This window comes from Enterobacter cloacae complex sp. SYL001 (assembly GCF_049237025.1).
Lineage (GTDB): Bacteria > Pseudomonadota > Gammaproteobacteria > Enterobacterales > Enterobacteriaceae > Enterobacter > Enterobacter intestinihominis.
This window is the reverse complement of sequence record NZ_JBMKJI010000011.1, coordinates 15,062-41,145: the sequence shown is the minus strand read 5'-3', so window position 1 is coordinate 41,145 and position 26,084 is coordinate 15,062. Positions and strand designations below refer to the sequence as shown.

Sequence of the window (26,084 nt, the reverse complement as noted above, 5' to 3'; positions counted from 1 at the left end):
ATGGCAACTCGCTTAATCCCCCCATGCCCCCTATCCTGCTTGCCTGCATCTATGGGGGATTTATGGCTCGTTTTCTGTTTTGTAGTTTCGCATTAGTTCTGCTGTATCCGTCCGGTATTGATATGTATCTCGTGGGGCTACCGCATATTGCCCGCGATCTGGGTGCCAGCGAGGCGCAACTGCACATCGCGTTTTCGGCCTACCTCGCGGGAATGGCGTCGTCGATGGTATTTGCCGGGAAAATCGCGGACAGAGCCGGCCGTCAACCCGTCGCCATTACGGGGGCGGTTATCTTTACGCTGGCATCGGTACTGTGTTCAATGGCTCAGGAAAGCACAATGTTCCTGTCAGGGCGCTTTATCCAGGGCATTGGCGCGGGCGGCTGTTACGTGGTGGCGTTTGCCATTCTGCGCGATACCTTGAGCGCCCAGCGCCGCGCCAGGGTGCTGTCGATGCTGAACGGCATTACCTGCATCATCCCGGTGCTGGCACCGGTTGTAGGCTACCTGATCATGCTGAAATTTCCATGGCAGAGCCTTTTCTGGACTATGGCCACAATGGGCGCCATCGTCTTTATACTGTCCGTGACGGTGTTGAAAGAGACCCATCCCGGTTCGCAGCAGACGCACCACGCTGCTACCATTCATCCGGCTGAAAAGCTTCTGAATCGCTTTTTCCTGAGCCGCCTGGCCATCATCACGCTCAGCGTGGCGGTGATCCTCACCTATGTAAACGTTTCCCCGGTGTTACTGATGGAGACGATAGGCTTCGATCGCGGTGAGTATTCGACGGTGATGGCGCTCAATGCGATGGTCAGCATGGCGGTTTCATTCTCGATGCCCTTTGCGCTCAATATCTTCCGCCAGCGCACGCTGATGCTCGCTTCACAGACGCTGTTTCTCGCCGCAGGCGTAATTCTGGCGACCGCCACCTCACATGCGCTGATGCTGGTGGGTATGACCCTGATCTGCGCCGGATTCTCCGGCGGCTTCGGCGTGGCGATGAGTCAGGCGCTTGGCCCGTTCTCACTGCGGGCAGGCGTGGCAAGCTCGGTGCTGGGCATTGCGCAGGTCTGCGGTTCGTCGCTGTGGATTTGGCTGGCGGCGGTGATCGGCCTTAACGCGCTGAATATGCTGATCGGGGTTCTGATTGGCTGTAGCATACTCTGCATTACCTTACTTATGGTCATCCAGCCCGCGGCGCACTATGAAGAAGCCCATCAGCAGTCTCGATCTTAATCTTTTACTTTGCCTGCAGTTGTTGTTGCAGGAGCGCAGCGTCACCAAAGCCGCGAAGCGAATGAACGTGACGCCGTCCGCGGTGAGTAAATCGCTGGCGAAGCTGCGCGACTGGTTCGACGATCCGCTGTTTGTGAAAACGCCTTTAGGGCTACTGCCCACGCCGCTAACGGTGAGTCTGGAACAGGATCTGGCCGACTGGATGCAGATTGGCAATCAAATCGTCGATAAATTCCACCATAGCTCTCCAGGCGGGCTCAAGTTTGTGCTCGCCGCCGAAACGCCGCTGATGCTGATTCGCTTCAACACCCTGCTGGAGCAGGTGAATGAGCGCTACCCACAGGCGACGGTGAAGTTGCGCCAGTGGGATTATGATTCGCTGGACGCCATTACACGCGGGGAGGTCGATCTCGGTTTTACCGGCCGCGAAACGCACCCGCGCTCCCGCGAGCTGCTAAAGCTGATGCCGTGGTTTATTGACTACGAAATCCTGTTCAGCGACCGTCCGTGCGTCTATCTGCGAGAAGATCATCCGGCACTTCACGAAGCGTGGAACCTTGAGACGTTTCTGCGCTACCCGCATATCAGCATCTTCTGGGAGCGCAGCGATACCTGGGCGCTTGATGAAGTGCTAAAAGAGATGGGCCGCGAGCGCAACGTCGCCATGAGCCTGCCCGGCTTTGAACAGTCGATGTTTATGGCGGCTCAGCCGGACCACAACTACATTGCCACTGCGCCCTACTACTGCCATCACTACAATCAACTCCACCAGCGTAATCTGGTCTGCCTTCCCATTCCCATCGATGAGGCGCAGGCAGAAAAGCTGACCGTACCCTTCACGCTAATCTGGCATAAGCGGAACAGCCATAATCCGAAAATTATCTGGCTGCGCGAAACTATAAAAGCCCTGTATACCGCGCCAGGTCAGGTTTTTGCCTAAGATAATGTAAAGTTCGGTCCTCAGGCTTCTCTTATTTCTATTTACTGATTAAAACAGAAGCTGAGTTAAGCGATAATCATGTAACCGTTTAACCGACTACGACCATTATCAGGGAGCGAAAAATGGCTACGCACTTTGCACGAGGAACATTAACGGAAGGGCATCTCGTATCGGCCAGAATTTCTTCAGCCTGTCACAGTGAGGCGCTCAAACTACCTGAACACCGCAGGACGCGGTTTTTAGCTTCCAGAGCGCTCCTCGCAGAACTGCTTTTTATGCTGTACGGCACCAGCGAATTACCGGACATACTCACCCAGCCAGAAGGTCGCCCGGTTTTTGCGGACCCGGCACTCCCCCATTTTTCCATTGCGTATACCGGCAACATTGTTGGCGTCGCGCTGACGACTGAAGGTGATTGCGGCCTGGATATGGAGCTGCAACGCGTCACGCGCAGCTTCCATGGTGCTAACGCGCTCGATGAATACCCGCTCTCCAGCAATGAAAAGCTGTGGATACGTAACCAGAACGATCCCGTTGAAGCCAGAGCGCAGCTCATCACCCTTCGCCAGAGCATCCGTAAACTGAGCGGCGCGGCATCAGACGACGCCAGCCTGTTGCAGCTGCTTCCCGGCTCCGGACGCCTGCGTGCCGCGAAAGCCTCGCTGGTAGAGGCGCTCAGCGACGCTGAGGACGTACTGATCTGGTCCGTTGCGGTGAGCCCCGCCATCGAACGGCTGAAAATCTGGGAGTTTGACAGTATTCGCGGTTGGCGTAGTCTTCCGGATGTACCTGAGCGCGCCAACGAGCCCGCCGCGCGCCTGATGCGATTAACCAGTTTACCGGCAGAAAAAGCATACACCCATAGCTGATCCGTCCAGGGTCATCATGATGAAACAGGAGTAATCATGTCTGATACGTTGAAAGTTGTTACGTTACTGGGAAGCCTGCGCAAAGGTTCGTTTAACGGGATGGTAGCGCGCACGCTGCCACAGCTGGCGCCTGCGGGAATGGAGATCAGCGCCCTGCCGTCTATTGGCGACATCCCGCTTTATGATGCTGACGTTCAGCAGGAAGAAGGGTTCCCGCACAGCGTGGAGGCGATAGCCGAGCAGATCCGTCAGGCTGATGGTGTAGTGATTGTAACGCCAGAATATAACTACTCGGTTCCGGGTGGTCTGAAGAACGCGATTGACTGGTTATCCCGTTTACCGGAGCAGCCGCTGTCAGGCAAACCGGTGCTGATCCAGACCAGCTCAATGGGCGCCATCGGCGGTGCGCGCTGCCAGTATCACCTGCGACAGATCCTGGTGTTCCTGGATGCGATGGTGATGAACAAGCCGGAATTTATGGGCGGCGTGATTCAGAACAAAGTCGACCCGCAGACGGGTGAAGTGGTGGATCAGAGTACGCGTGATCATCTCTCTGGTCAGTTGACTGCGTTTGGGGATTATATTAAGCGGGTTAAAAGCTGATAAAAAAGCCCGGTGGCGCTAGCGCTTACCGGGCCTACACTCATCAGTAGGTCAGGTAAGCGAAGCGCCACCTGACACCACAAACCGCACCTTAGTGCGCGTCAATAAACACAATCTTGAGCACAAACAGCAGCGCCACAATCATCACGCACGGGCTGAGTTCGCGGAAACGGCCGGTACCGATCTTCATCACACAGTACGAGATAAAGCCCAGCGCGATACCTTCGGTGATCGAGAAGCTGAACGGCATCATCACCGCGGTAATAAACGCCGGAACGGCTTCCGTCAGATCTTCCCACTTCACGCGCGCCAGGCTCGAGGTCATCAGCACGCCGACGTAGATCAGCGCGCCAGCTGCCGCGTACGGTGGCACCATCCCCGCCAGCGGAGAGAGGAAGATCACCAGCAGGAACAGCAGACCCACGACTACCGCCGTCAGGCCAGTACGGCCGCCCACGGACACGCCGGAAGAGGATTCAATGTAAGCGGTAACAGACGAGGTGCCGATGAAAGAACCCGCAACGGACGAGATGCTATCCACATACAGCGCCTGCTTCATGCGCGGGAATTTGCCTTTCTCGTCCGCCAGACCCGCTTTGTCCGTCACGCCAATCAGCGTACCGGAGGAGTCAAACAGGTTGACCAGCATGAAGGAGAAAATCACTCCGGCCAGACCCAGGTTCAGCGAGCCCGCCAGATCAACGTGACCAATCACGGTAGAAACGCTCGGTGGCGCAGAGACAATACCGCTGTAATGCACGTCACCCAGCATCCAGCCCAGCAGCGTGGTCACGATGATAGAGACCAGCACCGCAGCGTGGATGTTACGCGACGCCAGGATCGCGATAATAAAGAAGCCCAGCACGCCCAGCAGCACGCTGTGAGAGGTCAGGTTACCAATGCTCACCAGCGTTTCCGGGTTCGCCACGATTACGCCAGCGTTTTTCAGCCCCATCATGCCGATAAACAGACCGATACCGCTGGTGATGCCCACGCGCAGGCTCACGGGAATGTTCGCAATCATCCAGTAGCGCACACGGAAGATGGTCAGCAGCAGCAGGCCGACCGCGCCCCAGAAAATAGCCCCCATCCCAACCTGCCACGGCAGGCCCATCGCCTGAACCACCACGAACGCAAAGAACGCATTCAGACCCATTGCCGGGGCCAGCGCCACGGGCAGATTAGCGAAAACGCCCATCAGGATGCTGCCAAGGGCCGCGATCAGACAGGTGGTAACAAAGACGGCGCTGGTGTCCATGCCAGCCACGCCCAGAATTTGCGGGTTAACGAAAACGATATAGACCATCGTCAGGAAGGTAGTAAAACCGGCGATCACTTCGGTGCGTGCCGTTGTGCCGTGCTCGCGCAGTTTGAACACGCGCTCAAGCAGCCCCTGACCAGATGTCTGGGTAGTGTGTTGTTGACTCATCATCAATTTCCGAACAAGGAGGGAAAATTCGTCGCTATCCTATACCAAAATGCGACAATAGTGGCGGTTACGGGATACTTTTTTCATTGATTTTGCTTATACGGCAACGATTGCGTCTCGTTAAACTGTCGTACGTAAACGTTAAACTTGTTAAAAGGGAAAGGCATGTCCGGAATTGAAGCGGTATTTTTCGACTGTGACGGTACGCTGGTCGACAGTGAGGTCATTTGTTCCCGCGCGTATGTCGCCATGTTCCAGGAATTTGGCATTACGCTCGATCTCGAAGAGGTGTTTAAACGCTTTAAGGGCGTGAAGCTGTACGAGATCATCGACATCATTAACGAAGAGCACGGGGTGGATCTGGCGAAAGCGGATCTGGAACCGGTGTACCGCGCCGAGGTCGCACGCCTCTTCGACGCCGAGCTGGAAGTTATCGCCGGCGCTAACGCGCTGCTGGATGCGATGACGGTGCCGATCTGCGTGGTCTCTAACGGTCCGGTCAGCAAAATGCAGCACTCACTCGGCAAGCTGGACATGTTGCACCACTTCCCGGAAAAACTGTTCAGCGGCTACGATATCCAGCGCTGGAAGCCGGATCCGGCATTGATGTTCCACGCGGCGAAGGCGATGAACGTCAACGTGGAGAACTGCATCCTGGTGGATGACTCGTCTGCGGGCGCGCAGTCGGGGATTGATGCGGGGATGGAGGTGTTTTACTTCTGCGCCGATCCGCACAACAAGCCGATCGATCATCCAAAAGTGACGACCTTTACAGACCTGGCGCAGCTGCCGGAACTGTGGAAGGCGCGCGGGTGGGATATTACTCGCTGAAAAAACAAAGCCGGATGGCGCTAACGCTTATCCGGCCTACAAGGATTGTAGGGCGGGTAAGCGATAGCGCCACCCGCCACACACATCACTCTTTCGGATCTTTACCCGCCAGCAGCTTGTCCAGCTCGTCGCCGCCCACGTGACGGAAATCCTGTCCCTTCACGAAGTAGAAGATGTATTCGCAAATGTTCTGGCAGCGGTCGCCAATACGCTCAATTGAGCGCGCGCAGAACAGCGCGGTCAGCACGCTTGGAATGGTACGGGAATCTTCCATCATGTAGGTCATTAGCTGACGCACTATGCCTTCGTATTCCTGGTCAACTTTCTTATCTTCACGGTAGATACGGACCGCTTCGTCCAGATCCATGCGCGCGAAAGCGTCCAGCACATCGTGCAGCATCTGCACGGTGTGGCGACCGAGAGACTCCAGGCTCACCAGCAGCGGCTGGTGCTGCTGGGAGAATTTCTCCAGCGCTGTGCGGCAGATTTTATCCGCCACGTCACCAATACGCTCCAGCTCGGCGATAGTTTTGATGATCGCCATTACCAGACGCAGGTCGCTCGCGGTTGGCTGACGCTTGGCAATGATGCGCACGCACGCTTCGTCGATGGCGACTTCCATCATATTGACGTTGTGATCGCCTTCGATAACGCGCTTCGCCAGCTCGCTGTCCTGGTTGTGCATTGCCGTAATCGCATCAGAAAGCTGCTGCTCGACCATGCCGCCCATGGTCATCACCTGGGTGCGAATGCTTTCCAGCTCTGCGTTAAACTGGCCGGAAATGTGTTTATTAAGATTGAGGTTGTCCATGGTTTCTCCACATGCACTAAGGCAAATCAACCGTAGCGGCCAGTAATATAATCTTCGGTTTGTTTCTTCGCAGGACGGGTGAACAGCGCGTCCGTATCGCTGAACTCAATCAACTCGCCCAAGTACATAAACGCCGTGTGGTCAGAACAACGGGCAGCCTGCTGCATGTTGTGAGTGACGATCACCACGGTGTAATCCTGCTTCAGCTCGGTGATCAGCTCTTCGATACGCCCGGTTGAGATCGGGTCAAGGGCTGAGCACGGCTCATCCAGCAGCAAGACTTCCGGGCGAATGGCGATACCGCGCGCAATGCACAGACGCTGCTGCTGTCCACCGGAGAGAGAGTACCCGCTCTGGTGAAGTTTATCTTTGGTTTCGTTCCATAATGCGGCCTTGGTCAATGCCCACTGCACGCGCTCGTCCATATCCGCACGGGAGAGCTTCTCAAACAGACGCACACCAAAGGCGATGTTGTCATAGATCGACATCGGGAACGGCGTGGGTTTCTGGAACACCATCCCCACTTTCGCACGCAGCAGGGCGATATCCTGGGTATTGGTCAGGATGTTGTCACCGTCCAGCAGAATTTCACCTTCTGCGCGCTGCTCCGGATAGAGCGAATACATTTTGTTAAAGGTGCGCAGCAGCGTGGATTTACCACAGCCAGACGGACCGATAAATGCCGTGACCTGGTTCTTCGCGATATCCAGGTTGATATTCTTCAGGGCATGGAATTTGCCGTAGTAGAAGTTCAAATCACGAACCTGAATCTTACCCGGGGCAGTATCAACCATACTCATTGACTCATTTCCTCATTCGGCGCCGCGATGTGCCGCGCCGTAAAAATTTAACCGTGTTTCTGCTTCGCGAAAATGACGCGCGCCAGAATGTTCAGCAACAGTACGCAAAGGGTGATGATCAGCACCCCGGCCCAGGCCAGCTGCTGCCATTCCGCGAATGGGCTCATCGCAAATTTAAAGATCGTCACCGGCAGGTTGGCGATCGGCTGCATCATGTCCGTACTCCAGAACTGGTTGGAGAGGGCGGTAAACAGCAGCGGTGCGGTTTCACCAGCGATACGGGCGATAGCCAGCAGGATACCGGTCATGATCCCCGAGACGGACGCTTTCAGGGTGATCGCCGAAATCATTTTCCATTTCGGCGTGCCCAGCGCGTAAGCCGCTTCACGCAGGCTGTCCGGCACCAGTTTCAGCATGTTTTCAGTGGTACGAATAACGATAGGCACCTGCAACAGCGCCAGCGCAATCACACCCGCCCAGCCGGAGAAGTGTTCCATTTGCGCCACCACGATGGTGTAAACAAACAGACCTACCACAATCGACGGGGCAGAAAGCAGAATGTCGTTAATAAAGCGGATGACTTCAGCGATCCAGGACTTGCGGCCATACTCCGCCAGATAGATACCCGCCATGATGCCCAACGGCGTACCGAAAACGGTCGCCCACAGGATCAGCAGGCCGCTGCCCGCCAGGGCGTTTGCCAGACCACCACCCGCCGTGTTTGGCGGCGGCGTCATCTCGGTGAACAGCGCCAGGGACATTCCATCAATACCACGGGTGATGGTGGACATCAGGATCCAGATCAGCCAGAACAGGCCGAACGCCATCGTGGCCATGGAAAGCGTCAGCGCAATGCGGTTTTTAATCCGGCGCTTTGACTGCATTTTGCGACGAGATTCCGCAAGCTGAGCGGTGTTTTGCATGTCGAGAGTCGCCATTAGCGTGCCCCCTCGTTTTTAGCCAGACGCATAATCATCAGCTTGGAGATAGCCAGCACAATAAAGGTAATAACAAACAGGATCAGGCCTAGTTCCATCAGCGCTGCGACGTGCAGCCCGGATTCCGCTTCGGCAAATTCGTTCGCCAGCGCAGAGGTAATACTGTTCCCCGGCATGTAGAGCGACACGCTGTCGAGCTGGTAGGTGTTGCCGATGATAAAGGTCACAGCCATGGTTTCACCCAGCGCGCGGCCTAAGCCCAGCATGATGCCGCCGATCACCCCATTTTTGGTGAACGGAAGGACGATGCGCCAGATAACCTCCCAGGTGGTGCAGCCGATGCCGTAGGCCGACTCTTTCATCATCACCGGGGTTTGTTCGAAGACATCGCGCATGACCGCCGCAATGTACGGAATAATCATGATGGCGAGTATCACGCCAGCCGCCAGAATACCGATACCGAATGCCGGGCCAGAGAACAGGGCCCCCACAAACGGAACGGCGGAGAGAACATTACCCACCGGCTCCTGGAAGTACGTCGCAAACAGCGGAGCAAAGATAAACAGGCCCCACATGCCGTAAACGATACTTGGGATGGCCGCCAGCAGTTCAATGGCGATACCCAGCGGACGTCGCAGCCAGCCTGGTGCCAGCTCCGTCAGGAACAGGGCAATACCGAAGCTTACCGGCACCGCAATCAGCAGAGCGATAAAAGAGGTCACCAGCGTGCCGTAAATCGGCACCAGCGCACCGTAGATATCGTTCGGCGCATCCCACTCTTTGGTCCACAGGAAGGCGAAACCAAATTTTTGAATGCTCGGCCAGGAGGAGAAAATGAGGGACACGATAATGCCGCCCAGCAGCAATAGCACAATCAGCGCAGCCAGTTTCACCAGCGCGCTGAAAATCATGTCACCTTTTTTACCCGGAGGGTTAAATGCAGGCTTGGTTGCAGCCATAAATTACTCTTCTTTATGAGACGTCTTACGAATATGCCCGGTGGCGCTGACGCTTACCGGGCCTACAGGATGAACCGTAGGGCGGGATCGCTGCGCGCCACCCGCCATCTTCGTCAAAAATATCCTGTTAGTACAGCGCTTTACCGCTGCTGTCTTTCACGTTGGTTTTCCATGCAGCACGGATCTGCTCAACCACGCTGTCTGGCAGGCTGGCGTAATCCAGGTCATTCGCCTGTTTGCCGCCGTTTTTGTATGCCCAGTCAAAGAACTTCAGCACTTCAGCACCCTGCTCAGGCTTCTTCTGCTCTTTGTGGACCAGAATGAAGGTGGTAGACGTGATAGGCCATGCATCGTCGCCTTTCTGGTTGGTCAGGTCCTGCGCGAAGGATTTGCTCCAGTCAGCGCCTTTTGCGGCGTTAGCGAAGTTCTCTTCGGTCGGGCTAACCGGTTTGCCGTCAGCAGAAACCAGTTTGGTGTAAGCCAGGTTGTTCTGCTTCGCGTAAGCGTACTCTACGTAGCCGATAGAGCCAGGCAGACGCTGTACGAAGGCAGCGATACCGTCGTTGCCTTTACCGCCCAGACCGGTTGGCCAGTTAACGGTAGAGCCGGAACCGACTTTAGATTTCCACTCTTCGTTCACTTTCGCCAGGTAGCTGGTGAACACGAAAGAGGTACCAGAGCCGTCAGCACGACGAACCACAGCGATATTCTGCGAAGGCAGCTTAACGCCCGGGTTCAGTTTGGTGATGGCTTCGTCATCCCATTTTTTGATTTTGCCCAGGTAGATATCACCCAGGGTTTTGCCGTCCAGCACCAGCTCGCCTGATTTCAGGCCAGGGATGTTAACAGCCAGCACAACGCCGCCGATCACGGTCGGGAACTGGAACAGGCCTTCCTGATTCAGTTTCTCATCAGACAGCGGAGCGTCGGATGCGCCGAAATCAACGGTATTCGCGGTAATTTGTTTTACGCCACCGGAGGAGCCGATACCCTGATAGTTAACCTTGTTACCGGTTTCTTTCTGGTAGGTATCCGCCCATTTGGCATACACCGGCGCAGGGAAGGTTGCACCAGCGCCAGTCAGGCTTGCTGCTGCGAAAGCAGAGAAAGCGCTCAGAGATAAGGTCGCGGCGACAACAGTTGCGACAGTGGTACGCATAACTTTCATAATGTCTCCTGCAAGGATTTCGTAAATCATTGTTTAAGTGGCTACGATGAGCAAAATAGGACAAACAGGTGACAGATAAATGTACGAAATATGACAGTTTTATGACAAAGAAAATTTCACTTAAAATTAAGCAAAAATCCATAAATAAATCATAAACTTAATGATTATTATGACAGCTTGTTTTCAGTAATATTTTCTTTATGTGACACTGATAAAATAGCTGAAAATGACGGATTGTCATAAAAAAAGGCTCCACCGGATGGCGGAGCCTGGAAGGATTATTCTACGGTAACGGACTTCGCCAGATTTCGCGGCTGGTCAACGTCGGTGCCTTTGATCAGCGCGACGTGGTAAGCCAGCAGTTGCAGCGGTACGGTGTAGAAGATCGGCGCAATCACCTCTTCCACATGCGGCATCTCGATGATGTGCATGTTGTCGCTGCTGGCGAAACCGGCATCTTTATCCGCAAAGACGTACAGTACACCACCACGGGCGCGCACCTCTTCGATGTTAGATTTCAGTTTTTCCAGCAGTTCGTTGTTCGGTGCCACCACGATAACCGGCATATCCGCGTCGATCAGCGCCAGCGGACCGTGTTTCAGCTCGCCTGCCGCGTAGGCTTCCGCGTGGATGTAGGAGATCTCTTTCAGCTTCAGCGCGCCTTCCAGCGCGATAGGGTACTGATCGCCACGGCCCAGGAACAGAGCGTGGTGCTTATCAGAGAAATCTTCAGCCAGCGCCTCAATGCGCTTGTCCTGAGACAGCATCTGCTCGATACGGCTCGGCAGCGCCTGGAGACCGTGAACGATGTCATGCTCAACGGAAGCATCTTCGCCTTTCAGACGCGCCAGCTTCGCCACCAGCATCAGCAGAACGGTCAGCTGAGTGGTAAACGCTTTGGTGGAGGCGACGCCGATTTCGGTGCCCGCTTTAGTCATCAGCGCCAGATCGGATTCACGCACCAGCGAGGAGCCCGGTACGTTACAGATGGCCAGCGAACCCAGGTAACCCAACTCTTTAGACAGACGCAGCGCCGCCAGGGTATCGGCCGTTTCGCCAGACTGTGAAAGGGTGATCATCAGGCTGTTACGGCGCACAGCGGATTTACGATAGCGGAACTCAGATGCGATTTCGACGTCGCACGGCACGCCCGCCAGGGATTCAAACCAGTAGCGAGAGACCATACCGGAGTTGTAAGAGGTACCGCAGGCCACGATCTGAATGTGCTCGACTTTGCTCAGCATTTCGTTGGCATTGGCGCCCAGCTCGCTCAGATCCACTTCACCATGGCTGATGCGCCCGGTCAGAGTGTTTTTAATGGCGTTTGGCTGTTCGTAGATCTCTTTCTGCATGTAGTGACGGTAAGCGCCTTTGTCGCCCGCGTCGTATTGCAGGTTTGATTCGATTTCCTGTCGCTTAACCTGCTCGCCTTTCGTGTCGAATACGGTCACGCTGCGACGTGTCACCTCGGCAATGTCGCCCTCTTCCAGGAAGATAAAGCGACGGGTAACCGGCAGCAGCGCCAGCTGGTCGGAAGCGATAAAGTTTTCACCCATGCCCAGACCAATCACCATTGGGCTACCGGAACGCGCGGCCAGCAGCGTGGACGGGTCGCGGGAATCCATGATCACCGTACCGTAAGCACCACGTAGCTGAGGGATAGCGCGCAGCACCGCATCACGCAGTGTACCGCCCTTTGCCAGCTCCCAGTGCACCAGGTGAGCAATCACTTCGGTGTCGGTTTCAGAGACGAAGGTATAGCCGCGCGCTTTCAGTTCTTCACGCAGCGGTTCGTGGTTTTCGATAATGCCGTTATGCACCACCACAATGTGTTCAGACACATGCGGGTGTGCGTTGCCTTCAGATGGCTCACCGTGAGTCGCCCAGCGGGTATGCGCAATACCGGTGCCACCGTGCAGCGGATGTTCCTCCGCCGCCTGGGCCAGCATCTGCACTTTACCGAGACGACGCAGACGGGTCATATGACCTTCTGCATCGACGACAGCCAGACCGGCTGAGTCATAACCACGGTATTCCAGACGACGTAAACCTTCGAGAAGGATTTCAGCAATATCACGCTGCGCAACTGCGCCAACAATTCCACACATAGTTAGATTTCCTGATTATGGCGTTATGCCATGCGTTGTCGCTGACCTGTATTTGCCCTTTCCGGGCCCCCCGAGCCTTGTAGAGAGTGGGGTTATTTTTATGGGTACTGCTGGTGGGGGGAGGATTATGTTATCCCCTCACCCCGGCCCTCTCCCCATAGGGGAGAGGGTGAAAACCGCACCATTCAGTTCCCCTCTCCCCTATGGGGAGAGGGTCAGGGTGAGGGGTGTATATTGTCGTTACTTTTTCTTCACCGGGCGTTTCCAGCCCTGCTTACTGACCTGCGGAACGCGGCTTAACACCAGCTCGTTCTCGGCCACATCGCGCGTAACGGTTGTCCCGGCGGCAATGGTCACGCCTTTGCCCACGGTAACAGGCGCCACCAGCTGGGTATCGGAACCTACAAACACGTCATCACCGATGATGGTTTTAAACTTATTGGCACCGTCATAGTTACAGGTAATCGTCCCTGCACCGATGTTTACGTTGTCGCCAATTTCCGCATCGCCCAGATAGGTCAGATGACCGGCTTTCGAGCCTTTACCGAGACGTGCTTTTTTCATTTCCACGAAGTTACCTACATGAGCGCCTTCCAGCAGCTCAGCGCCCGGGCGCAGACGCGCAAACGGGCCGATGGTACAGGCGGGATCCAGACGCGCATCTTCTACCACGCTGTACGGGCTGATTTCGCAGTCGTCACCGATCACGCTGTTTTTAATCACACAGCCGGTGCCGATTTTGACGCGGTTGCCCAGCGTGACGTTACCTTCCAGGATAACGTTAGTATCTATTTCAACGTCGCGCCCGTGGGTCAGCGTGCCACGCAGATCGAAACGCGCCGGATCGCGCAGCATAACGCCCGCCAGCAACAGTTTTTCTGCCTGCTCGGACTGGTAAATACGCTCCAGGCGTGACAGCTGTAGACGGTTGTTTACCCCGTCCGTTTCGCTGATACGCGCCGGATGAACGGCGGCAATCTCACGCCCTTCCTGGTACGCCATCGCAATGATGTCGGTGATGTAGTATTCACCCTGCGCGTTGTTATTATTGAGTTTAGACAGCCAGCGCTTCATATCCGCACCGTTCGCAATCAGGATGCCGGTGTTGATCTCCTGAATCTGACGCTGTTCGTTAGTGGCATCTTTATGCTCAACAATCCCGGTTACCTTGCCGTTTTCACGTGTAATGCGGCCATAGCCGGTTGGATCGTCCAGCACGACGGTTAACAACCCAATGCCACCCTGCGGTTTGGCTTCACGCAGGCGAGTGAGGGTTTCAAAGGAGATCAGCGGGACGTCGCCGTAGAGCATCAGGATGTCTTCATCATCAGCGAAGAAGGGTGCAGCCTGCTGCATTGCATGACCCGTACCCAGCTGTTCTGCCTGTAGCACCCAGTTGAGATTGTCGTCACGCAGCGTTTTTTTCAGCAGATCGCCGCCATGTCCATAAACCAGATGCACCTGGCTGGCGCCTAATTCATTAGCTGCATCAATAACATGCTGCACCATTGGCTTTCCTGCCAGCGTGTGGAGCACTTTAGGCAGATCGGAATACATGCGGGTACCTTTGCCTGCAGCAAGGATCACCACGCTCATCGCACTGTTTAACATACGCATCCTGACGGTAGTTTGTGTGAGAAGTAAAAACGTTTGATGCTTAAAATTCTACATCTTTTTCATCATGAATTAAGGCCGAAAAAAAAAGCCAGCCTGGGATCCAGACTGGCTTTTGTGCTTTTCAAGCCGGTGTTACATCGCTTTTTTGGTCAACTCGATAACGCGCAGTTTCGCGATCGCTTTGGCCAGCTCCGCAGACGCCTGAGCGTAATCCACGTCACCATGAGAGCTGCTAATGTGCTCTTCAGCCTTACGCTTCGATTCCAGGGCTCGCGCTTCGTCGAGATCCTGGCCACGAATAGCGGTATCGGCCAGAACGGTCACACTGCCTGGCTGCACTTCAAGAATGCCGCCGGACAGATAGATAAACTCTTCATGACCGAACTGTTTAACGATGCGGATCATACCAGGCTTAATGGCGGTGAGCAGCGGTGCGTGACCCGGGAAAATACCCAGTTCACCTTCACTACCCGTTACCTGGATTTTCTCGACCAGACCAGAGAACATTTGTTGCTCTGCGCTGACGACGTCCAGGTGGTAAGTCATTGCCATATCACCCTCCGATTAAGGCGTTAAAGTTTTTTGGCTTTTTCCACGGCTTCTTCGATGGAACCAACCATGTAGAACGCCTGCTCTGGCAGGTGATCGTATTCGCCTTCCATGATGCCTTTAAAGCCACGGATGGTGTCTTTCAGGGAAACGTATTTACCTGGAGAACCGGTGAATACTTCCGCAACGAAGAACGGCTGGGACAGGAAGCGCTGGATCTTACGCGCACGTGCTACCACCAGTTTGTCTTCTTCAGACAGTTCATCCATACCCAGGATGGCGATGATGTCTTTCAGTTCCTGGTAACGTTGCAGCAGGGACTGTACGCCACGCGCGGTGTCGTAGTGTTCCTGGCCAACAACCAGTGGATCCAGCTGACGGCTGGTAGAGTCCAGCGGGTCAACGGCCGGGTAGATACCCAGAGACGCGATCTGACGGCTCAGTACCACGGTTGCATCTAAGTGAGCAAAGGTGGTGGCTGGAGATGGGTCAGTCAAGTCATCCGCAGGTACGTATACCGCCTGAACGGAGGTGATAGAACCAGTTTTGGTAGAGGTGATACGTTCCTGAAGAACACCCATCTCTTCCGCAAGCGTAGGCTGATAACCTACCGCTGAAGGCATACGACCCAGCAGTGCAGATACTTCAGTACCGGCCAGGGTGTAACGGTAGATGTTATCAACGAACAGCAGAACGTCACGGCCTTCGTCACGGAACTTCTCAGCCATCGTCAGGCCAGTCAGCGCAACGCGCAGACGGTTTCCTGGTGGCTCGTTCATCTGGCCGTAAACCAGGGATACTTTATCCAGAACGTTGGAGTCGGTCATTTCGTGGTAGAAGTCGTTACCCTCACGAGTACGTTCACCAACACCCGCAAACACGGAGTAACCGGAGTGCTCGATCGCGATGTTACGGATCAGCTCCATCATGTTTACGGTTTTACCTACACCCGCACCACCAAACAGACCAACTTTACCACCCTTCGCGAACGGGCACATCAGGTCGATAACTTTGATGCCGGTTTCCAGCAGTTCCTGAGAGCTGGACAGCTCTTCGTAGGAAGGTGCCGCGCGGTGGATAGCCCAACGCTCTTCTTCACCGATGTCGCCTTTCATGTCGATTGGTTGACCCAATACGTTCATGATACGACCCAGTGTTGCTTTACCTACCGGGACTTCGATCGGGTGCTCAAGGTCTTTCACTTCCAGACCACGACGCAGACCGTCGGAAGAACCCATGGCGATGGTACGCACGATACCGCCGCCGAGCTGCTGCTGAACTTCCAGCACCAGGCTCTCGTTACCATTTTGTACCTCAAGCGCGTCGTACACGCGTGGTACGGCGTCCTGAGGGAACTCGACGTCCACCACGGCGCCGATTACCTGGACAATCTTTCCAGTAGCCATCTTGAATCCTCTACGTAATTCGTAAACCTGGTTAAACCGCGGCGGCCCCCGAGACGATCTCGGTGAGTTCCTGAGTAATGCTGGCCTGACGAGCTTTGTTGTAAACCAACTGCAGCTCTTTAATCAGGCTGCCGCCATTATCGGTCGCGGCTTTCATCGCCACCATTCGTGCGGCCTGCTCGCTGGCCAGGTTTTCTACAACGCCCTGATAAACCTGAGATTCAACGTAACGACGCAGCAGGGTATCCAGCAGCGGTTTCGGATCGGGTTCATACAGGTAATCCCAGGCTTTCTGTTTCAGCTCGTCATCTTCTGATGCCGGTAACGGCAGCATCTGAGTGAGCGTAGGCACCTGAGACATGGTGTTAATAAATTTGTTGCTGACAACGTACAGTCTGTCCAGACGGCCTTCATCGTAGGCCTGCAACATCACTTTAACCGGGCCGATCAGTTCGGACAGGGACGGGTTATCACCCATACCGGTCACCTGAGCGACAATGTTGCCGCCAACGGAGTTAAAGAAAGAGACGCCTTTAGAGCCAATCAGTGCCAGATCGCACTGAACGCCTTTATCGGACCAGCCTTTCATATCCGCCAGCAGTTTTTTGAACAGGTTAATGTTCAAGCCGCCACACAGACCACGGTCAGTCGACACCACCAGGTAGCCCACGCGCTTAACGTCGCGTTCTTCCAGGTAAGGGTGCTTATATTCCAGATTACCGTTTGCAAGGTGACCAATCACTTTGCGCATGGTCTCTGCATAAGGACGGCTGGCCGCCATGCGATCCTGCGATTTACGCATTTTGGAAGCGGCGACCATCTCCATCGCTTTAGTGATCTTTTGCGTGTTCTGGACGCTTGCGATCTTACTACGTATCTCTTTTGCGCCGGCCATGAGCTTCTCCTCAATGCCAGACGGCTTGTCCTGAGACAAGCCGCCGGACGATTACCAGGATTGGGTTGCTTTGAAGGAATCGAGGATAGCTTTCAGCTTGCCTTCGATTTCGTCGTTATAGCCACCGGTCTGGTTGATCTCTTGCATCAGCGGAGCGTGATCACGGTCGACGTAAGCCAGCAGAGCGGCTTCGAAGCTACCGATTTTCGCCAGTTCCACATCTTCGAGGTAACCGCGTTCAGCCGCGAACAGTACCAGGCCCTGCTGAGCAACAGACATTGGCGCGTACTGTTTCTGCTTCAGCAGCTCGGTCACTTTCTGACCGTGGCTCAGCTGTTTACGGGTTGCTTCGTCCAGATCGGATGCGAACTGAGAGAACGCAGCCAGTTCACGATACTGTGCCAGCGCGGTACGGATACCACCGGACAGTTTCTTGATGATCTTAGTCTGAGCAGCACCACCCACACGGGATACGGAGATACCCGGGTTAACCGCCGGACGAATACCGGAGTTAAACAGGTTGGTTTCCAGGAAGATCTGACCATCGGTAATGGAGATTACGTTGGTCGGAACGAACGCAGAAACGTCACCCGCCTGGGTTTCAATGATCGGCAGAGCGGTCAGAGAACCTGTTTTACCCTTCACTTCACCTTTGGTGAAGTTCTCGACGTATTCCGCGTTAACGCGGGAAGCACGCTCCAGCAGACGAGAGTGGAGGTAGAATACGTCGCCCGGGAATGCTTCACGTCCTGGTGGACGACGGAGCAGCAGGGAAACCTGACGATAAGCAACAGCCTGTTTAGACAGGTCATCGTATACGATCAGCGCATCTTCACCGCGGTCACGGAAGTATTCGCCCATTGCGCAACCAGCGTATGGTGCCAGGTATTGCAGTGCAGCAGATTCAGACGCGGTAGCTACCACAACGATGGTATTAGACAGTGCGCCGTGCTCTTCCAGTTTACGAACCACGTTGGAAATGGTGGACGCTTTCTGGCCGATAGCCACGTACACACATTTGATGCCGGAATCACGCTGGTTGATGATGGCGTCGATTGCCATCGCGGTTTTACCGGTCTGACGGTCACCGATGATCAGTTCACGCTGACCACGACCGATTGGGATCATGGCATCAACGGACTTATAACCCGTCTGCACTGGCTGATCAACGGACTGACGGTCGATAACGCCTGGTGCGATAACTTCGATTGGAGAGAAGCCATCGTGCTCAACCGGACCTTTACCGTCGATTGGCGCACCCAGGGTGTTAACAACGCGACCCAGCAGGCCACGGCCAACCGGCACTTCCAGAATACGGCCAGTACACTTAACCTTCATGCCTTCGGCAAGGTCAGCGTATGGACCCATCACAACGGCACCAACGGAGTCGCGCTCCAGGTTCAGTGCGATAGCGTAACGGTTACCCGGCAGGGAAATCATCTCACCCTGCATACAATCGGCCAGGCCGTGGATGCGGATAACACCGTCACTTACAGAAACAATAGTACCTTCGTTGTGAGCTTCACTCACAACACTGAACTGAGCAATGCGCTGCTTGATCAGTTCGCTGATTTCGGTGGAATTCAGTTGCATGCTCCAGTCCCCTTAAGACTGCAAGACGTCTGCAAGGCGCTCAAGACGGCCGCGTACGCTGCCATCAATGACCATATCACCCGAACGGATGATTACGCCTGCCATTACAGACTTATCGATTTTGCAATTCAGCTTAACTTTGCGTGACAGACGTTTTTCCATCGCGGCGGTGATTTTCGCAAGCTGTTCATCACTCAGTTCAGTCGCGGAAGTTACTTCAACTTCAGCGGTAGCTTCACTAAGGGCACGTAAGTGCTCAAACTGCTCGAGAACATCCGGGAGCACACGGAGACGACCATTTTCCGCCATCACCTTAATCAGGTTCTGGCCGTTGGCATCCAGTTGCTCTCCGCACACGGCGATAAACGACGCGGCGAGGGTTTCAGGCGCTAACGCACCAGAAAGCAACTCGGCCATTTGTTCGTTTTTCGTCACCTCAGCGGCAAACGCCAGCATATTCTGCCAGCGATCGACATTTTGGTGTTCGACAGCAAAGTCAAAAGCTGCTTTGGCGTAGGGGCGAGCTACCGTAACAAATTCAGACATCAGCCCCTCCCTCCTTACAGTTCAGCGACAAGTTTGTCCACGATGTCGCTGTTAGCAGCTTCATCCACGGAACGTTCGATGATCTTCTCGGCGCCAGCAACAGCCAGAATCGCAACCTGCTTACGCAGTTCTTCACGAGCACGTTTACGCTCAGCTTCAATTTCAGCCTGAGCCTGTGTCACGATCTTAGTACGTTCCTGTTCTGCTTCAGCTTTGGCTTCGTCCAGGATCTGAGAACGGCGTTTGTTAGCCTGTTCAATGATTACCTGAGCTTCAGCTTTCGCTTTTTTCAGCTGGTCTGTCGCGTTGGCCTGTGCAAGGTCCAAATCTTTCTTAGCGCGTTCTGCGGAAGCCAGACCGTCAGCAATTTCTTTCTGACGTTTTTCGATGGCAGCCATTAAAGGCGGCCATACATACTTCATGCAGAACCAGACAAAGAGAATAAACGCGATGGCCTGGCCGAGGATTGTTGCGTTCATGTTCACAGCACAATACCTCTTAAATTTCTGTGGCTTGGGGTTTTAAAACAACTACTACGCGACAGCAAACATCACGTACAGACCCAGACCTACAGCGATCATTGGGATTGCATCCACCAGACCCATAACGATAAAGAACTGAGTACGCAGCAGAGGAATCAGATCAGGTTGACGCGCTGCGCCTTCCAGGAATTTGCCCCCGAGGATGCCGATACCGATCGCAGCACCGATAGCCGCCAGACCCATCATCACAGCGGCAGCCATGTACAGCAGATCCATATTCAGGTTTTCCATGACAGTCTCCAGTTTGTTTCAATTAAAACGTAGTAGTGTTGGTAAAAAATCAGTGCTCTTCAGACGCCATCGACAGATAGACGATCGTCAGAACCATGAAGATAAAGGCTTGCAGCGTAATGATCAGGATGTGGAAAATGGCCCATGGCACATTCAGAATCCACTGTGACCACCACGGCAGAAGACCCGCGATCAGAATGAAAATCAGCTCACCCGCATACATGTTGCCGAACAGTCGCAGACCCAGTGAAACAGGTTTGGACAGCAGGCTAACGCCTTCCAGGATCAGGTTGACCGGAATAAACGCCCAGTGGTTGAACGGCTGCAAGGTAAGCTCTTTCACAAAGCCGCTTACGCCTTTCATTTTGATGCTGTAGAAAAGAATCAGGATAAATACGCCCAGCGCCATCGACAGGGTGATGTTCACGTCGGCAGACGGAACCACGCGCAGTGCAGGCAGACCGAAGACATGCTCGCCGATCCACGGCAGGAAATCGATAGGCAGAAGGTCCATCAGGTTCATCAGGAAGACCCAAACGAACACGGTCAGGGCCAGCGGAGCAATCAGCTTGCTCTTACCATGGTACATGTCTTTGACGCTGCCATGGACGAAGCCGATGATCATCTCGATGAACGTCTGGAATTTCCCTGGAACACCGCTGGTCGCTCGTTTAGCAACACCGCGGAACATGGCCAGGAACAGAAGACCCAAAACCACCGAGAAGAACATGGAGTCGATGTTGATCGTCCAGAAGGTGGCCGGGGGGTTATGTGGATCCACCAGCGAGAATGTACGCAGGTCCAGCTGAAGGTTATTCAGATGGTGACCTATGTAATCCTGCGGCGTCATATTTTCTGAAGCCATGATGCCTTTTACCCTTTGTTATTGATTACAGCTGGAGCCAGAACTTGTACCACCAGCACCAAAACCCACGTTGCTATCAGCGGCATGAATACCACTTTCAAAACCGCCAGCGCCATCACCAGTAGAGCAAAGGTCAGCAACACCTTACACACTTCGCCGAGAGCGAAGGACCAGGCCACGCGGCCTTTGGCGGGTGTATGCGCCTGATGACGCCAGGCAAAAATCATAAACAACACGTTTGGCAGAACCACCGCCAAACCTCCGCACGCGGCGGAGATGCCCCAGAAGGGGTCTTTGAGGCTAAACAGCAGTCCACTTGCTATCACAGCCAGAAACTGAATGAACAGAAGCTTACGAGCAACGTTTCTACTCAAGAGCGACACAGACATCACGTTTTTACTCCTGCTCCCTTCGAGGTATGCCGCGTGTCGTATAAAACGTCCTTTAAGGCTCAGAGTCAAGCATCAAAAAGCGGTCAAATTATACGGTGCGTACCCGTGATTTCAAACATTAAGTAGCGAAAAGGTGAATAAATGTTTAAATATTTTTCCCCAGTCCTATTTTTCAACTTTTGAACTCAGTGCCAACCTTCAGGCAAAACTGCAAACAGCGCGGAAACGTTGGTGATAAAGCGTGCACGAGATCACAAAATACACATTTGCGATAAAGTGGTATTTATCAAAGACGTAAAACGATTTATTTCATCCGATTGAAATTAAAGCAAAAAAATCGCAACTATTTTTAAAACAGAGCCGTATACAACAAAAACCTTTTATTGACATTCTTAATAAATATTTAACATTTCATTCTTGTTGCCTTTACCCACTTTTAGCAGGCTGATATTTTCATGGTTGACTATCTTCAGGGTGAACGAATCACTTCAGGTTAACCATAAGAAAATCCATGGTGACAACAAGGTTAAATTAACTACGGCCAAATCAGACTGGATGTGCTGCTTTTTAACACCATCAGAACAGCACAAATTCCACATTTTTTATTAATTTTTTAAAATGTGTTTGGCTTAATTATCACCAGATGACGCTCACCTTCGAGCTGAGGGATCTGGAGTTTTTCAATGGATTCCACTGCAAAACCGTCCGGAAGCTGCTCTATTTCGTCCCCCGGAAGTTGCCCTTTCAGCGCATAAAAACGGCCCTTATCCGCCGGCAGGTGTTTGCACCAGCTCACCATGTCATTGAGTGAGGCAAACGCGCGGCTGATAACGCCGTCAAACGGTGGCTCTGCCGGGAACTCCTCTACCCTGCTCTGCACGGGCGTGATGTTTTCCAGCTTCAGCTCATGCTGAACCTGTCGTAAAAAGCGTACGCGCTTACCCAGACTGTCCAACAGCGTGAAATGACTCTCCGGTCGAACAATAGACAACGGAACGCCCGGCAAGCCCGGACCGGTGCCCACGTCGATAAAACGTTCACCGGTAAGATACGGCGCCACAACGATGCTATCGAGAATATGGCGAATCAGCATCTCGTTGGGATCGCGTACGGAGGTGAGGTTGTACGCTTTATTCCATTTGTTCAGCATATCGACATAGGCCACCAGCTGATTTTTCTGGTGATCGGTGAGCGAAATACCTGCCTGTTCCAGCAGACGAGAGAGTTTATTGAGCACGGTGGATACCTGTTAAGAGATTTTTCGCCCGGTGGCACTGCCGCTTACCGGGCCTACGATTAAGTAGGGCGGGTAAGCGAAGCCACCCGCCAAAAGCAATGTTAATTACGCGCTGCGGCGCAGCATACCCTGCTTTTTCAGCCACACCAGCAGAATCGAAATCGCGGCAGGTGTGACACCGGAGATACGTGAGGCCTGGCCAATCGACACAGGTTTGTGATCGTTCAGCTTAGCGATCACTTCGTTGGAAAGCCCCGTCACCTGACGATAGTCCAGCATTTCCGGCAGTGGCGTATTTTCGTTGCGCTGCTGTTTTTCGATCTCATCCTGCTGACGCGCGATGTAACCTTCGTATTTCACCTGAATCTCGACCTGTTCAGCCGCTTCAGCGTCTTCAAGGCCCGGTGCGAACGCGGTCAGTTTGACCAGATTCTCGTAGGTGACTTCAGGACGGCGCAACAGATCTTCACCACTGGCTTCGCGCGAAAGCGGCGCAGTTAAGTGAGCGTTCACTTCAGCAGCAGTTTCCGCCTGCGGATTCACCCAGGTGGTTTTCAGGCGCTGACGTTCCTGTTCGATACGCTCTAGCTTCTCGTTGAAGCGCGCCCAGCGTTCGTCATCCACCAGACCCAATTCGCGGCCCACCTCGGTCAGACGCAGATCGGCATTGTCTTCGCGCAGCATCAGGCGATATTCCGCACGAGAAGTAAACATGCGGTACGGTTCTTTGGTCCCCAGCGTGCAGAGATCGTCGACCAGAACACCCAGGTAAGCCTGAGAACGCGCTGGTGCCCAGCCCTCTTTCTCGGCAGAGAAGCGAGCGGCGTTCAGACCGGCCAGCAGCCCTTGTGCGGCAGCTTCTTCGTACCCGGTGGTGCCGTTAATCTGGCCTGCGAAGAACAGACCCTGGATGAATTTGCTTTCCAGCGTCGGCTTCAGGTCACGCGGATCGAAGAAATCGTACTCAATAGCGTAGCCAGGACGAACGATCTTCGCGTTTTCCATCCCCTGCATTGAACGCACAATCTGCATCTGCACATCGAACGGCAGGCTGGTGGAGATGCCGTTCGGGTAAATTTCGTTCGAGGTCAGCCCTTCAGGTTCGAGGAAGATCTGATGCTGGTTACGATCGGCAAAGCGCATCACTTTATCTTCGATCGACGGGCAATAACGTGGGCCGATCCCTTCGATCACGCCGGCGTACATTGGGCTGCGATCGAGGTTGCTGCGGATCACGTCATGGGTTTTTTCATTGGTGTGCGTGATGTAGCACGGCACCTGCTGCGGATGTTGCGCCGCATTGCCCATGAACGAGAACACCGGCATCGGGTTATCACCGTGCTGCTGTGCCAGAACGCTGAAATCAATGGTACGCGCATCAATACGCGGCGGCGTGCCGGTTTTCAGGCGGCTTACGCGCAGCGGCAGCTCACGCAGACGACGAGACAGCGGAATCGACGGCGGATCGCCCGCACGGCCACCGCTGTAGTTGTCCAGACCAATATGGATTTTACCGTCCAGGAATGTCCCGACCGTCAGCACCACCGCTTTTGCGCGGAACTTGAGACCCATCTGGGTCACGGCGCCAACAACACGATCGTTTTCCACGATAAGATCTTCTACAGCCTGCTGGAAGATCATCAGGTTCGGTTGGTTTTCCAGCGCGGTGCGCACAGCCTGACGGTAAAGCACGCGGTCTGCCTGTGCACGGGTGGCGCGAACAGCCGGACCTTTACTCGCGTTTAGTATCCTAAACTGGATGCCCGCATGATCGATCGCTTTCGCCATCAGGCCGCCAAGTGCATCCACTTCTTTTACCAGGTGTCCTTTCCCAATGCCGCCAATCGCCGGATTACAGGACATTTGTCCCAGCGTGTCGATATTGTGTGTCAAAAGCAGGGTCTGCTGACCCATTCGCGCTGCGGCCATTGCGGCCTCAGTGCCTGCGTGACCCCCGCCAATGATGATGACGTCAAAAGGATCCTGATAAAACATGGTGGTCTGCCTCGCGTAAAGCGGTATGAAAATGGATTGAAGCCCGGGCCGTGGATTCTACTCAACTTTAGTCTTTCGAGAAAGCATTGGGATCCTGGGCTATTAAAAAGAAGATCTTTTTATTTAGAGATCTGTTCTATTGTGATCTCTTATTAGAATCGCAGACCTTTGTGGATAAGTCCGATCCCATAAATAAGATCATGCAGTTAGGAAGGATCGTTTGCTGTGAATGATCGGTGATCCTGGACCGTATAAGCTGGGATCAGATCGCCACTTTATACACAGGTCAAAAACTAAACTAACGTTGTTCTTTGGATAACTACGGGTTAATACGAGCTTTTAACCAGAGTTATCCACATCTGATCGCACGATCTTTAATCGTTTTTGAGTAAATTTTTCCATTCCGCGAGCCAGATCTCGGCTGGATCTTCGGGAATATCATGATCGAGGATGTTGATCTTCAGCGTTTCACCCAGCTGTTTTGCTCCGCAGGCGGTCACCGCAGCTTCTACTTTCTCTATGGCGCCACAGAAAGTGTCATATTCACGGCTGCCGATCCCCACAGCGCCAAACCGGACGTTTGCCAGATCGGGCTGTTGTTCCAGCAGTTCGTCATATAAAGGTTGCAGGTTATCTGGCAGATCGCCCGCGCCGTGCGTGGAGGTGATCAGCAGCCAGACCCCGTCAGTCGGGAGATCTTCCAGCAGCGGTCCGTGCAGCGTTTGTGTAGAAAAGCCCGCGTCTTCCAGCTTCTCAGCCAGATGTTCCGCTACATATTCCGCACCGCCCAGGGTGCTGCCGCTGATAAGAGTAATGTCCGCCATTGATCGCTCGCTCAGATAAAGAGGCGGCCATTGTACGCTGTGAACGAGCTGGGATCTACCTGTGGAAAATGTGGGAATGAAATTGCCCGATCACGGGCGGATAGTACGCATGATCGGGTTTTGCAGGGAGATCAGGGTTTCGGTGGACTGAATTTCATCGATTGTTTGGATCTTGTTGATAAGTACCTGCTGGAGGGCGTCGATGGATCGGCACATGACCTTTATAAAGATGCTGTAGTGCCCGGTGGTGTAGTACGCCTCAGTGACTTCATCCAGCGCGTTCAGCTTCTCCAGCGCGGAGGGGTAATCTTTGGCGCTTTTCAGAATAATGCCAATGAAGCAGCAGACGTCGTAGCCGAGTTGCTTCGGGCTGACATCAATGCGTGCGCCGGTGATGATCCCGGCCTGCTTCATTTTCTCTACGCGAACGTGAATGGTCCCCGGGCTGACGCCAAATTGTTTCGCCAGTTCGGCATACGCGGTGCGTGCGTTGGCCATGAGCGCTTCCAGAATGCCGCGGTCCAGATTGTCGATCTGATAATTTTCCATAGGTTTTTCTTATGAAGATTAATGATTCCTTCTATTCTAGCGTCTTATTTTAACGAATCAAAAGTGAAGGTGGCTTTTTGTTGATGGGTTATTGAATTAAGCGCCTGTTCTGTTGCTTAATCAGTATCAACAGGACGCAGGAGTATAAA

At 53.9% G+C, this 26,084-nt stretch carries 26 protein-coding genes; 5 read left to right on the top strand and 21 right to left on the bottom strand.

Annotation, left to right across the window (positions count from 1 at the left end; translation table 11 throughout):
• The first annotated feature begins 62 nt into the window (after positions 1-62).
• From ACOTZP_RS12350 to ACOTZP_RS12335, 4 genes are all read left to right on the top strand, one after another.
• A complete protein-coding gene (locus ACOTZP_RS12350) occupies positions 63-1,238 on the top strand; it encodes an MFS transporter (protein WP_032622027.1) in 1,176 nt (391 codons plus the stop codon).
• Positions 1,207-2,178 (top strand): HTH-type transcriptional regulator YidZ, encoded by a 972-nt coding sequence (gene yidZ, locus ACOTZP_RS12345; protein WP_022649883.1) that lies wholly within the window; start codon positions 1,207-1,209, stop codon positions 2,176-2,178. The genes ACOTZP_RS12350 and yidZ overlap by 32 nt, the downstream gene beginning before the upstream one ends.
• A 122-nt stretch (positions 2,179-2,300) precedes the next feature.
• Positions 2,301-3,047 carry a 4'-phosphopantetheinyl transferase family protein gene (locus ACOTZP_RS12340; protein WP_023298947.1) on the top strand — a complete coding sequence of 249 codons (747 nt, stop codon included), beginning with the start codon at positions 2,301-2,303 and terminating at the stop codon, positions 3,045-3,047.
• Between the two features lie 36 nt (positions 3,048-3,083).
• Positions 3,084-3,650, top strand: a complete 567-nt coding sequence (locus ACOTZP_RS12335; RefSeq protein WP_038414971.1) for an NADPH-dependent FMN reductase — start codon at positions 3,084-3,086, stop codon at positions 3,648-3,650.
• Between the two features lie 91 nt (positions 3,651-3,741).
• On the opposite strand, the gene adeP is transcribed toward ACOTZP_RS12335, so the two are convergent.
• Positions 3,742-5,079 carry an adenine permease AdeP gene (gene adeP, locus ACOTZP_RS12330; RefSeq protein WP_139152660.1) on the bottom strand — a complete coding sequence of 446 codons (1,338 nt, stop codon included), beginning with the start codon at positions 5,077-5,079 and terminating at the stop codon, positions 3,742-3,744.
• A 165-nt stretch (positions 5,080-5,244) separates the two neighbouring features.
• Here adeP and yieH point away from each other — a divergent pair, with 165 nt between their 5' ends.
• The gene (gene yieH, locus ACOTZP_RS12325; protein ID WP_022649879.1) at positions 5,245-5,910 is read left to right on the top strand and encodes a 6-phosphogluconate phosphatase; all 666 of its coding nucleotides are present in this window, start codon (positions 5,245-5,247) and stop codon (positions 5,908-5,910) included.
• Positions 5,911-5,995: 85 nt separating this feature from the next.
• On the opposite strand, the gene phoU is transcribed toward yieH, so the two are convergent.
• The 20 genes from phoU to asnC form a co-directional block, all read right to left on the bottom strand.
• Positions 5,996-6,721, bottom strand: coding sequence for a phosphate signaling complex protein PhoU (gene phoU / locus ACOTZP_RS12320; RefSeq protein WP_003861153.1), 726 nt, complete (start codon positions 6,719-6,721; stop codon positions 5,996-5,998).
• Positions 6,722-6,747: 26 nt separating this feature from the next.
• Positions 6,748-7,521 (bottom strand): phosphate ABC transporter ATP-binding protein PstB, encoded by a 774-nt coding sequence (gene pstB / locus ACOTZP_RS12315; RefSeq protein WP_003861154.1) that lies wholly within the window; start codon positions 7,519-7,521, stop codon positions 6,748-6,750.
• Positions 7,522-7,568: 47 nt separating this feature from the next.
• A complete protein-coding gene (gene pstA / locus ACOTZP_RS12310; RefSeq protein WP_022649878.1) occupies positions 7,569-8,459 on the bottom strand; it encodes a phosphate ABC transporter permease PstA in 891 nt (296 codons plus the stop codon).
• Positions 8,459-9,418, bottom strand: a complete 960-nt coding sequence (gene pstC / locus ACOTZP_RS12305) for a phosphate ABC transporter permease PstC (protein WP_022649877.1) — start codon at positions 9,416-9,418, stop codon at positions 8,459-8,461. Before pstC ends, pstA begins: the two co-directional genes overlap by 1 nt.
• A gap of 127 nt (positions 9,419-9,545) precedes the next feature.
• On the bottom strand, positions 9,546-10,586 hold the full coding sequence (gene pstS / locus ACOTZP_RS12300; RefSeq protein WP_022649876.1) for a phosphate ABC transporter substrate-binding protein PstS: 1,041 nt from the start codon (positions 10,584-10,586) through the stop codon (positions 9,546-9,548).
• Between the two features lie 278 nt (positions 10,587-10,864).
• On the bottom strand, positions 10,865-12,694 hold the full coding sequence (glmS, locus tag ACOTZP_RS12295) for a glutamine--fructose-6-phosphate transaminase (isomerizing) (RefSeq protein WP_022649875.1): 1,830 nt from the start codon (positions 12,692-12,694) through the stop codon (positions 10,865-10,867).
• A 240-nt stretch (positions 12,695-12,934) separates the two neighbouring features.
• Positions 12,935-14,305: a bifunctional UDP-N-acetylglucosamine diphosphorylase/glucosamine-1-phosphate N-acetyltransferase GlmU gene (glmU, locus tag ACOTZP_RS12290; RefSeq protein WP_421633724.1), complete on the bottom strand. Its 1,371-nt coding sequence runs from the start codon at positions 14,303-14,305 to the stop codon at positions 12,935-12,937.
• Between the two features lie 138 nt (positions 14,306-14,443).
• Complete coding sequence (locus ACOTZP_RS12285) at positions 14,444-14,863, bottom strand: F0F1 ATP synthase subunit epsilon (RefSeq protein WP_006177560.1); 420 nt, start codon at positions 14,861-14,863, stop codon at positions 14,444-14,446.
• Positions 14,864-14,883: 20 nt separating this feature from the next.
• Positions 14,884-16,266 carry a F0F1 ATP synthase subunit beta gene (gene atpD, locus ACOTZP_RS12280; protein ID WP_003862362.1) on the bottom strand — a complete coding sequence of 461 codons (1,383 nt, stop codon included), beginning with the start codon at positions 16,264-16,266 and terminating at the stop codon, positions 14,884-14,886.
• Between the two features lie 31 nt (positions 16,267-16,297).
• Positions 16,298-17,161 carry a F0F1 ATP synthase subunit gamma gene (gene atpG / locus ACOTZP_RS12275; RefSeq protein WP_003862364.1) on the bottom strand — a complete coding sequence of 288 codons (864 nt, stop codon included), beginning with the start codon at positions 17,159-17,161 and terminating at the stop codon, positions 16,298-16,300.
• Positions 17,162-17,212: 51 nt separating this feature from the next.
• Positions 17,213-18,754, bottom strand: a complete 1,542-nt coding sequence (gene atpA, locus ACOTZP_RS12270; RefSeq protein WP_006808751.1) for a F0F1 ATP synthase subunit alpha — start codon at positions 18,752-18,754, stop codon at positions 17,213-17,215.
• 12 nt (positions 18,755-18,766) lie between these two features.
• The gene (atpH, locus tag ACOTZP_RS12265; RefSeq protein WP_003862369.1) at positions 18,767-19,300 is read right to left on the bottom strand and encodes a F0F1 ATP synthase subunit delta; all 534 of its coding nucleotides are present in this window, start codon (positions 19,298-19,300) and stop codon (positions 18,767-18,769) included.
• Positions 19,301-19,314: 14 nt separating this feature from the next.
• On the bottom strand, positions 19,315-19,785 hold the full coding sequence (atpF, locus tag ACOTZP_RS12260) for a F0F1 ATP synthase subunit B (RefSeq protein WP_003862370.1): 471 nt from the start codon (positions 19,783-19,785) through the stop codon (positions 19,315-19,317).
• Between the two features lie 48 nt (positions 19,786-19,833).
• The gene (gene atpE / locus ACOTZP_RS12255) at positions 19,834-20,073 is read right to left on the bottom strand and encodes a F0F1 ATP synthase subunit C (RefSeq protein ID WP_000429386.1); all 240 of its coding nucleotides are present in this window, start codon (positions 20,071-20,073) and stop codon (positions 19,834-19,836) included.
• A 49-nt stretch (positions 20,074-20,122) separates the two neighbouring features.
• Positions 20,123-20,938 carry a F0F1 ATP synthase subunit A gene (gene atpB / locus ACOTZP_RS12250; RefSeq protein ID WP_022649873.1) on the bottom strand — a complete coding sequence of 272 codons (816 nt, stop codon included), beginning with the start codon at positions 20,936-20,938 and terminating at the stop codon, positions 20,123-20,125.
• An 8-nt stretch (positions 20,939-20,946) separates the two neighbouring features.
• On the bottom strand, positions 20,947-21,327 hold the full coding sequence (atpI, locus tag ACOTZP_RS12245; protein ID WP_003862375.1) for a F0F1 ATP synthase subunit I: 381 nt from the start codon (positions 21,325-21,327) through the stop codon (positions 20,947-20,949).
• Positions 21,328-21,943: 616 nt separating this feature from the next.
• Complete coding sequence (gene rsmG / locus ACOTZP_RS12240; protein ID WP_022649872.1) at positions 21,944-22,567, bottom strand: 16S rRNA (guanine(527)-N(7))-methyltransferase RsmG; 624 nt, start codon at positions 22,565-22,567, stop codon at positions 21,944-21,946.
• A gap of 105 nt (positions 22,568-22,672) precedes the next feature.
• Positions 22,673-24,562, bottom strand: a complete 1,890-nt coding sequence (gene mnmG, locus ACOTZP_RS12235; RefSeq protein WP_421633722.1) for a tRNA uridine-5-carboxymethylaminomethyl(34) synthesis enzyme MnmG — start codon at positions 24,560-24,562, stop codon at positions 22,673-22,675.
• Positions 24,563-24,936: 374 nt separating this feature from the next.
• Positions 24,937-25,386 carry an FMN-binding protein MioC gene (gene mioC / locus ACOTZP_RS12230; RefSeq protein WP_032626719.1) on the bottom strand — a complete coding sequence of 150 codons (450 nt, stop codon included), beginning with the start codon at positions 25,384-25,386 and terminating at the stop codon, positions 24,937-24,939.
• A 90-nt stretch (positions 25,387-25,476) separates the two neighbouring features.
• Positions 25,477-25,935, bottom strand: coding sequence for a transcriptional regulator AsnC (gene asnC, locus ACOTZP_RS12225; protein ID WP_003862383.1), 459 nt, complete (start codon positions 25,933-25,935; stop codon positions 25,477-25,479).
• Positions 25,936-26,084: the final 149 nt, after the last annotated feature.

Excerpts from the sequence above, each read along its gene's own strand:
- ACOTZP_RS12350 (WP_032622027.1), top strand. The coding sequence starts at position 63 with ATGGCTCGTTTTCTGTTTTGTAGTTTCGCATTAGTTCTGCTGTATCCG.
- yidZ (WP_022649883.1), top strand. The coding sequence starts at position 1,207 with ATGAAGAAGCCCATCAGCAGTCTCGATCTTAATCTTTTACTTTGCCTG.
- ACOTZP_RS12340 (WP_023298947.1), top strand. The coding sequence starts at position 2,301 with ATGGCTACGCACTTTGCACGAGGAACATTAACGGAAGGGCATCTCGTA.
- ACOTZP_RS12335 (WP_038414971.1), top strand. The coding sequence starts at position 3,084 with ATGTCTGATACGTTGAAAGTTGTTACGTTACTGGGAAGCCTGCGCAAA.
- adeP (WP_139152660.1), bottom strand. The coding sequence starts at position 5,079 with ATGAGTCAACAACACACTACCCAGACATCTGGTCAGGGGCTGCTTGAG.
- yieH (WP_022649879.1), top strand. The coding sequence starts at position 5,245 with ATGTCCGGAATTGAAGCGGTATTTTTCGACTGTGACGGTACGCTGGTC.
- phoU (WP_003861153.1), bottom strand. The coding sequence starts at position 6,721 with ATGGACAACCTCAATCTTAATAAACACATTTCCGGCCAGTTTAACGCA.
- pstB (WP_003861154.1), bottom strand. The coding sequence starts at position 7,521 with ATGAGTATGGTTGATACTGCCCCGGGTAAGATTCAGGTTCGTGATTTG.
- pstA (WP_022649878.1), bottom strand. The coding sequence starts at position 8,459 with ATGGCGACTCTCGACATGCAAAACACCGCTCAGCTTGCGGAATCTCGT.
- pstC (WP_022649877.1), bottom strand. The coding sequence starts at position 9,418 with ATGGCTGCAACCAAGCCTGCATTTAACCCTCCGGGTAAAAAAGGTGAC.
- pstS (WP_022649876.1), bottom strand. The coding sequence starts at position 10,586 with ATGAAAGTTATGCGTACCACTGTCGCAACTGTTGTCGCCGCGACCTTA.
- glmS (WP_022649875.1), bottom strand. The coding sequence starts at position 12,694 with ATGTGTGGAATTGTTGGCGCAGTTGCGCAGCGTGATATTGCTGAAATC.
- glmU (WP_421633724.1), bottom strand. The coding sequence starts at position 14,305 with ATGTTAAACAGTGCGATGAGCGTGGTGATCCTTGCTGCAGGCAAAGGT.
- ACOTZP_RS12285 (WP_006177560.1), bottom strand. The coding sequence starts at position 14,863 with ATGGCAATGACTTACCACCTGGACGTCGTCAGCGCAGAGCAACAAATG.
- atpD (WP_003862362.1), bottom strand. The coding sequence starts at position 16,266 with ATGGCTACTGGAAAGATTGTCCAGGTAATCGGCGCCGTGGTGGACGTC.
- atpG (WP_003862364.1), bottom strand. The coding sequence starts at position 17,161 with ATGGCCGGCGCAAAAGAGATACGTAGTAAGATCGCAAGCGTCCAGAAC.
- atpA (WP_006808751.1), bottom strand. The coding sequence starts at position 18,754 with ATGCAACTGAATTCCACCGAAATCAGCGAACTGATCAAGCAGCGCATT.
- atpH (WP_003862369.1), bottom strand. The coding sequence starts at position 19,300 with ATGTCTGAATTTGTTACGGTAGCTCGCCCCTACGCCAAAGCAGCTTTT.
- atpE (WP_000429386.1), bottom strand. The coding sequence starts at position 20,073 with ATGGAAAACCTGAATATGGATCTGCTGTACATGGCTGCCGCTGTGATG.
- atpB (WP_022649873.1), bottom strand. The coding sequence starts at position 20,938 with ATGGCTTCAGAAAATATGACGCCGCAGGATTACATAGGTCACCATCTG.
- atpI (WP_003862375.1), bottom strand. The coding sequence starts at position 21,327 with ATGTCTGTGTCGCTCTTGAGTAGAAACGTTGCTCGTAAGCTTCTGTTC.
- mnmG (WP_421633722.1), bottom strand. The coding sequence starts at position 24,562 with ATGTTTTATCAGGATCCTTTTGACGTCATCATCATTGGCGGGGGTCAC.
- mioC (WP_032626719.1), bottom strand. The coding sequence starts at position 25,386 with ATGGCGGACATTACTCTTATCAGCGGCAGCACCCTGGGCGGTGCGGAA.
- asnC (WP_003862383.1), bottom strand. The coding sequence starts at position 25,935 with ATGGAAAATTATCAGATCGACAATCTGGACCGCGGCATTCTGGAAGCG.